This window comes from Brachybacterium nesterenkovii (genome assembly GCF_900163655.1).
Classification (GTDB): domain Bacteria; phylum Actinomycetota; class Actinomycetes; order Actinomycetales; family Dermabacteraceae; genus Brachybacterium; species Brachybacterium nesterenkovii.
The window spans coordinates 1-7,450 of sequence record NZ_FWFG01000071.1; the positions used below are offsets into that span (position 1 = coordinate 1).

The 7,450-nt window shown below is 66.1% G+C and carries 8 protein-coding genes; 6 read left to right on the forward strand and 2 right to left on the reverse strand.

The genetic code is table 11. From position 1 onward, the window contains the following. Positions 1–44 precede the first annotated feature (44 nt). The 6 genes from FM110_RS08725 to FM110_RS08750 all read left to right on the forward strand — a co-directional run bounded on the left by FM110_RS08725 (position 45) and on the right by FM110_RS08750 (position 6,102). Positions 45–1,064, forward strand: a complete 1,020-nt coding sequence (locus FM110_RS08725) for a replication initiation protein (RefSeq protein WP_087104384.1) — start codon at positions 45–47, stop codon at positions 1,062–1,064. A 1,461-nt stretch (positions 1,065–2,525) separates the two neighbouring features. Continuing rightward, a complete protein-coding gene (locus FM110_RS08730; protein ID WP_143276342.1) occupies positions 2,526–2,885 on the forward strand; it encodes a hypothetical protein in 360 nt (119 codons plus the stop codon). A gap of 1,642 nt (positions 2,886–4,527) precedes the next feature. Continuing rightward, positions 4,528–5,058 carry a replication initiation protein gene (locus FM110_RS08740; protein ID WP_087104387.1) on the forward strand — a complete coding sequence of 177 codons (531 nt, stop codon included), beginning with the start codon at positions 4,528–4,530 and terminating at the stop codon, positions 5,056–5,058. A gap of 4 nt (positions 5,059–5,062) precedes the next feature. After that, positions 5,063–5,236: a hypothetical protein gene (locus FM110_RS14125; RefSeq protein ID WP_159458026.1), complete on the forward strand. Its 174-nt coding sequence runs from the start codon at positions 5,063–5,065 to the stop codon at positions 5,234–5,236. 96 nt (positions 5,237–5,332) lie between these two features. Beyond that, a complete protein-coding gene (locus FM110_RS08745; RefSeq protein WP_087104388.1) occupies positions 5,333–5,656 on the forward strand; it encodes a hypothetical protein in 324 nt (107 codons plus the stop codon). Between the two features lie 116 nt (positions 5,657–5,772). Then, entirely contained in the window at positions 5,773–6,102 is a 330-nt protein-coding gene (locus FM110_RS08750; protein ID WP_087104389.1) for a hypothetical protein, read from the forward strand. Between the two features lie 12 nt (positions 6,103–6,114). On the opposite strand, the gene FM110_RS08755 is transcribed toward FM110_RS08750, so the two are convergent. Then, positions 6,115–6,837 (reverse strand): formylglycine-generating enzyme family protein, encoded by a 723-nt coding sequence (locus tag FM110_RS08755; RefSeq protein ID WP_087104390.1) that lies wholly within the window; start codon positions 6,835–6,837, stop codon positions 6,115–6,117. Between the two features lie 67 nt (positions 6,838–6,904). Then, positions 6,905–7,450 (reverse strand): integrase core domain-containing protein (locus FM110_RS08760; protein ID WP_143276345.1); only part of this gene is annotated, 546 nt, incomplete at its 5' end.

Consider the following 7,450-nt stretch of genomic DNA (forward strand, 5'->3'; position numbering starts at 1 on the left):
CCGGATCACCCCCTACCTATGAACACCCCGCTTACACAGACAAATTGACAGGCCCGGCAATCTGGCTGATCGACCCCGTCTACGCGGCAGAGGGGCGCACCAGCCCCAACACGCGCCTGCTGGCCATCGCCACCCGCGAGCTCAACCAGCTCCTCGGCGGAGACCTCGCCTTCAGCCACCGCTTCTCCCGCTGGCCCCTGCACCGATCGAGCGACCCCACGGCCTACCGTTGGCACTGCCAGCACAACCAGATCGTGCGCCTGTCCGATCTCGTCACGAAGGTCCGCCGGATGAACAACAACGACGCCCCGGACGCTCCGGCACGTCGCCAGTTCGCCAGCGGACGTGACCGGATCCAGGCCGCGCAGGACGCCGCCGCACAGGCGCGCGCATGGCGCGAGCTGCGCGCCGAACTGCCCAGCGCCGAGGAACTGGCCCCGGCCGCTCACGGGATCATCGAGGGCGTCCGCGTCATCTGGGCCAGCCCCGGACGCGCTGCGCGCGACGAGACCGCCTTCCGGCACGCCCTGACGACCGCGCACCGCATGCGCGCGGCGGGGGAGGCCCTCAAGGACGCCAAGATCATCGACGCCTACGAGCGCGGCTACAACGTCGCCCAAGCCGTCGGCGCCGACTCCCGCGAGCCCGACATGCCCCCCATGCGCGACCGCCTCACCATGGCCCGCCGCGTCCGCGGGTACGTCATCGCAGGCAACACCAACCCCTCGAGCGCAGCCGCAAGCACCACCCGGATGGACAGTGCCGGACGCAAGGCCCTGGCCACCCTCGGCAGCCGTGGCGGCAAGACAGCCGCCAAACGCTGGGAAGACCCCAACAGCGACTACGCCCGCCAGCAACGCGCCAAGCTCACCGCCGCCAACCAGCGCCGTGCAGCCCAGGGCGGAACGTCACGAGGCCGCGTGCTGGCCTTCGTTTCCCAGCAGTACGCCGAGACCGGGGCGGTGCCCTCCCGTGCTCAGATCATGCAGGAGACAGGGCTCTCTAAGCGAATGGTGGCCTACCACCTAGCCGCCCTGAGGAACGCTGATCTTCTCCCCCTCTAGGAGGGGGTGCAATGCCGTAAGCGGTATACGGTTCCCCCCGGGCCGTAGGCCGGAACTACACCCTTGCGACTCTGAATCCGGTGCTCTTGCTTGGCTGCACGGTCCTTCACTTGACCACACGTCCTGGACCTCGCTGGTGGCTGCATGTGGGGTGCCTGCGTGCCCCTCGGGACTCAGCCTCGCTCGGTCTCAGCCCCCCCTTCCTCGTCTCGCTTGCACGTCCGCAGCACGCGCACACATGGTTGTTCGCGTGGCGCTTGTGCCGTAGCGCTGTGACTGCTGCGCGGATGCCTACGCTGACCGCCCGCACTGTGAGGCGTTGTAGGAGTTCGTCGAATATCGGATCGCCGGTCATGGCGTCCCCTCTCATGGAGTTGTCGCGAGGGGCTGATTGCCCCTCACTCTCTTCTCCACGAAGTGGGGGCAAGGAAGCATTGCGGTGGTGGTGTGCCCCCCCTGGTCGAGGTCGGGATCGACGGTGCGCGTCGATGGTCGATCCTTGTCTCGCCCGTATGTCGTTCTTTCTTTCCGGTCGTGTCCGGGCCGTGCACCGCTACCACTCGGAGTGCAAGAGGTGTGCCGTCGAGATGGGTCGAAACACGGAGTGCTTGCGTGCATGCGATCAGTGACGGGTGCGGGGCCGCGGAGGGTGCGAAGCGTGCAGCGCGATCTGGTGTGACCGTGCGGGGATCGAGCGCGCTGGGATCAGCAGGTGCGTGCGCTGACGACGGTGCAAACGGACGCGGCGGGCTGGCTGTCGAGGGGGTCGAACGAACGGGCTCTAGGTGCACGAAAGCCGGGCCTTGAGGGGCCCGGCTGAGGGGTAGCAAGCATAGCGAGTGGCTACCACTCGCCCGCCGCTGAAGCGATGGCACCGGGGCGCATCCCCAGGCCCGTTACGGGGCGATGCCCCGGAGCAAGATGGATAGTTGGGTGCCCTAACTCAGGGTGCGTTCGTTGCACTGGGCATGCGCTGCCGCGGGCGCTGCGCGCCCTTGCCCTCGATGACGAGGACACAGACATTCATCCTCGCAACGAACCGAACTTGCACCCCCAGGCCCGACGAGCACGAGGACGAGCAGACCCCGACCAGATGCACCGAGATGCACCGACGAGCAGCAGACCCCGACGAGACGAACGACGACACCGACACGAGCACGCAGGACGACGCATCATCACGGACCAGAAAGAGACGTAGAAGCTTAGAAGTAAACGACCGACGGACCTCTGGCACCAATGCGTCCCCGGGGCTACAACGTAGGGTGTCTGTGTAGGGCCCTCGGTAAGGGTGGAGGCTGTGAGATGGGTGCTCAGGTGGCGCGGCGGCGGTGTCCAGTGTGTGGTGCGCGGACGGTGACGGGTCGGCGGGTCTACTGCACTGATCGGTGTCGCAAGGCCGCGCAGATGCGCCGCTACCGTGCGCGGCGCTCAGGGCTCCTCAGAGCCTCTGACGCAACCACAGTGGTCCCCGAACCCCGCCGATGGGCCGAAGGGCGCTCACAGCGCCGCTACGACGCCCCACAGCCGCTATTGAACGCGGATTGGATCCACGGCGAGCTGTACGAGCTCGCGGAGCTCTCCGACGAACTGGTTCGCTCCTACCGATCCCTTCTTGAGCGTATCGAGGCGATCCAGCGCACCGAGGTATGGCGCGGAGACCCCGCGTTCGCCAGCCTCGAACAAGCACTCGGCTACGCGGCCTACCTCGCCGGCGCCCAGGGGCAACACCTCCTTACCGACGCCGCAGCCGAAGTCGCAGGGCGCGCCGTCGCCCCGGTTGTGTACCCCGCGGTCATGACAATGCGTGTCAGCACTCCTTGATTGCCCCGCCAGGGCACCTCTGCTGTGGGGGTAGGCGCTTCAGCACCGACCTGCACAGAAGGGTGCACCCCAGGCCGTACCCGAGTGTGATGCGAGCACCGCCTTGGAAGTGGCTTCGTAGTGGCTGGGTGGCGATGTAACGGTTCTGTCACGCTCAACGAACCGAAGTGCTAGTGTGATCGATGCCACCGCGCAAGTTAGGTAGCCTGTCCAACTGAAGTGAACAGGCATGTGGTTGCAGTATCTGTGCCCACACCAAAGCTCGATAGGATACGAATGATGCAACGACGCTCATTGTTTCGTACTGCGACAGCCGGGATCGCTCCCGGGGTCATCCTGGAGGTGATCGGGATTGGGTATTCGGAGGGCGCTGGAGCTCTGAAGAAATATATTGACAGCCACAAAGTATGGCCTCGTCGAGTCTGCGCCTGGGTGAGCTGAGAACGTGAGTACTTCGCTCGTAATTCAGCTAATTATCCTATTTATTGTCGTTCCTGCTGCCGCTTATTACGGTCGCCGAAAGCGCGCCAAGGGGCGGCGTGATGACAGCCATGAATTGTGATTCGTAGCTAGAGGTGATGGCGGAGCGCCAGGCGGGGCTCTGGTGGGACGATCGCTGAGGAGACCTTGGCGTCGTGTCGCCGTTCCTGGGCGATCTTGCGGACGGCGAAGTGGGCGCCTAGGACCACCGGGATGGATGCGGCGAAGGCTGTCCACACGAAGTCCGGCAGTGCTCCTAGGAGGTTTGAAGTGCCCTTGAGGAGCGTTTGCAGGAGGTCAACCATCTTTGCTCCTTCCCCGCGTGAGTCGCTGCCACCAGGACTGGGGCCGTGGCTTGTCGTGAACACCCGCGGGTTGGTCATGACCATGGTCAGTGGACGACCCAGGGTGTTCACGTGGCCACCCTGTGACCGGGGGTTCTGTCGATTTGGATAGGTCAGGGGTGGTCATTTGACTATTCTGACTATGGTCAGTGACCACCCTGGGTTGGTCATCTGACCACCCCTGAGCAGGTCGTCCTTGGGGGGCCTTTGGGGCTTCGAGGAGTAGTAGGGCTCGTTCGAGGGAGTCGGCGCGTTGTTGGTGGGATTGGGCGAGTTCGCGGGCGGCGTCTCGTTCGACCTTGGCGATGCGTAGCGCGGCTTCGAGGTCGCGGATGCGGTCATGCTCAGGCGGGGCGGCTGCTGGTGCTGTCTCGGGTTCGGGCTGTGCTGCTCCGGAGCGGGGCGGGTACCCGGCGGCGATCAGTCCTTCGATGGGAAGTCGCCATGTGCCGCTGTGGTCCTTGTACGCGCCTGCGATGCGGTCGGCGCGCAGCGCGCGGCGTAGCGTGGAGACGGACACGTCGGTGTTCTGTGCTGCCTCTGCGAGAGTCCAGGCCGGGCGTGTGCTCATCCGATGCTCCTGGCCTCCTTCGACAGATACCCGGAACCCTAGCGGCCCCGCGACACGCAGGGCCGGGGACTGCTTCCTGAACGCCGGGTGTGTGCGCGTGTAGCGTCAGGGGGACGACAAAAAATGAGCGCCCAACCGGCGGCAACCGGTCGAGCGCTCGCTTCACCTCGAAGAGCAAGTTCGAGGAGAAAGCCTGGTCATGACGATACCTGGACCCCCTGGAGAAGGGGAGAGCGGCGCACACGGCGTGTCGGAGACTGCACAGGCGCAGGACTCCGCTGGCCTCTGGGCGGGGCTTCTCGAGGGTCCGCGCCCATCGCAGTGGGTCGATCCCACCAGCGGCGCGCCGATCTATGCGCAGGCTCCTGACCTCTTCGCCGCGCCGGCGGATCCGGGGATCCGGTCGTGTGGCTGGAACGAGGTCCAGGCCCTCACGTTCCTGCAGCACCTCGGGCGCGATGCGCTGCAGGCGTGCTGGGATCGCGATTTCACCAAGGCGTGGCTGACGAACTCGGTGACGGGGGAGAGGGCACCGCGAATGTTCCCTGTCGCGACGGAGGCGTTGGCGAAGTGCCAGTACGCCGTGCTCACGCATCCGCAGCGCTCAGCGGTCTTGGTGATCGACATCGACCGTCCCAGCAACCAGCCTGGGGGACAGGTCACCAACCTTCACACCGCCACGTACACGGCCCTCGACAAGCTCGCCCTGATCGGCCTGGGGCCGGCCTGGCTGGGCATCAACCCCGGCAACGGCAAGGCCCAGGCAATCTGGGGCTGATCTGATGACGGTGCGACTGACTCCTGAGCAACGTGACCAGATCGCCGCCGACGCGGCCGTGCGCTACGCGGCGGGAGAGTCCTGGCAGCAAATCGGCACTAGCTGCGGCGTCACCGGCGAGCACGTCCGCCGGATCACCGTCGCCCGCTTCGAGGTCACCTACCGGCGCTGGGGATAGCAGCCCGTCGCTGATCCCCAGGAGGTCCGCCGGCGGCGCGACGAGGGGCAGTCCATCCCCGCGATCGCCGACGCCCTCGGCTGCTCGCTCCAGGCCGTGCGGACCGCCCTGGAGCGGACCGGGCGGAACGACACCACGCGGTACCCGCGCCTGTCCACGCGGCACCGGCCCACCGCGGCCGAGCTCGAGCACATCACCCAGCTCTACAAGGCCTGCTCCCAAGCCCCGCGCGACCGCGAGGGTGCACGGAACGTGCGCGGCGACGAGGGCCGCGCCCTGGTCGATGACGGCGTCCCCATGCTCACTCTGGCTCGGGGCCTAGGGCGAGGTGCCACCTGGATCCACTTCATCCTGGAGTGCCACGATCTTCGACCGACCCCGCACCCCATCAAGAGCACTGCCCGACGCACACGCGCGTGAGGGAGTGCATTTGCCGACCCGTCCACGCTTGTCGAGCAAGGACCTGACCACCTTGCCGTTGCCCGACATGCTCGCGGTGCCAGCTGGTCCAACGAGCGACCAGTAGTGTTTGGGACATGCGCGTTGTTGCTAAGCAGGGGGAGTCGTTGCATGAGGTCGGCCGGGAGGGTGCCCGCCGTGCCAAGCAGTGGCTTGAGTCGACCTCTAGGGTCGACGCGTGCTGGGTTAACCCCGACAAGGGAGCCGTGGAGAAGTTGACCTTCGAGTGGCCTCAGGGTGGACAGTCATTCTCGTTTGACCTCGGCGGCAAGCTTAGGTACGGAGATTTCGACGGTAAACTCTTCTATGCGGAAGTGAAAAAGTACAGCAAATCGCTCGACCTCGCTGTGAAGTTTGCCGATGGGTGGCGTGCTTCTGGTGGGGCTATTTGGCGTTATCTGGGCTGATTGATATGGCCGCTAAATCGGACGCAGGGGAGTCCAACCAACGGGAAGCGCCCCCGTCACCGCCGCCCGATCCTGATCGCGTCGGGCCGACCATCCCTGAACTTCCTCGGTCGGGGTGAGGCCGCCTCGGGCCACGCGTAGCCCGGTTCCCGCCATCACCGCGTCCGGGGCGCTCCCTCGGCGGACCGACGCGCGCACGTTCCACGGCTCGGCGGCCCAGTCGCCGCCTCGGAACACCCGGTAGTCGCCATAGCGTGCTGTGTCGAGATAGTCCCAGCACCACTCCCACACGTTACCGAGCATGTCGTGGAGGCCGAAAGCATTGGGGCGCTTCAAGGCGACGCGTTGCGCCGAACCGGTAGCGTCCAGGGCGGTCCATGCGATTTCCTCGAGTGGACCATGGTGTGGTCCGCTGGTCCCGGCGCGACACCCGTATTCCCACTCGGCCTCCGTCGGCAGGCGGTAGCCATCGGACGTGACGTCCCATCGCACCCCTTCGTCGGCGATTTCATAGGCGGGCGGCAGCCCGTTCTGCTCGGAGACTAAGTTGCAGATTCGCACGGCCTCGAACCAGGTGACCCCACTGAGCGGCAGGTCGGTCGATCCCTCGGTAACGCTCGTGCGACTGAGTGCGAAGGCCTCCACCCGCACGGTGCGCCGCTCGGACCGGCGCGCGTCGTGCAACGTCACCTCACCGGCGGGCAGAGAGATGAGAGTGCCCAGACCCAAACGCATGCAGTCACCATAGACGAGGCTGCGCGTACCGACTGGCCACCTGCACGAAAGCGCCCGTCGGAGCTAGTTAGATGTACTGACCGGAGACGTTGGTCAATCGTGAGAACGGCGGCTGGTTCCCGCAAGCCGTGTGGGGTCGGTGGTGGTTGTAGTGGTGCAACCAGCCATCGAGCTCACCGCGGCGCTCCGTCTCGGAGGTGTAGCAGCGCGCGTAAGCCCAGCCGTCGGCCAGGGTGCGGTGGAAGCGTTCGATCTTCCCGTTGGTCTGCGGCCGATACGGCCTGGTCCGCTTGTGCCGGATGCCCAGTTCGGCGCAGGTGTCGCGCCACAGGTGTGAGCGGTAGGCGCCGCCGTTGTCGGACAGGACGCCCTCGACCGTGACACCGCGGGCGTTGAACCACTCGACCGCCCGGACGAGGACCGCGGTGGCGGTGAGGGCGGTTTCGTCGTCGTGCACTTCGGCGTAGGCGACGCGGGAGTGGTCGTCGATGACGGTGTGGACATAGGCCTTGCCCATGAGCGGATCCCGGTACTTGTTGCGGGGCTTGTCGGGTTGAAGCGCCCTGGGTTTCGTTCCGAGGTCAGGACGCAACGGGCGCTGAATCCTGATCGT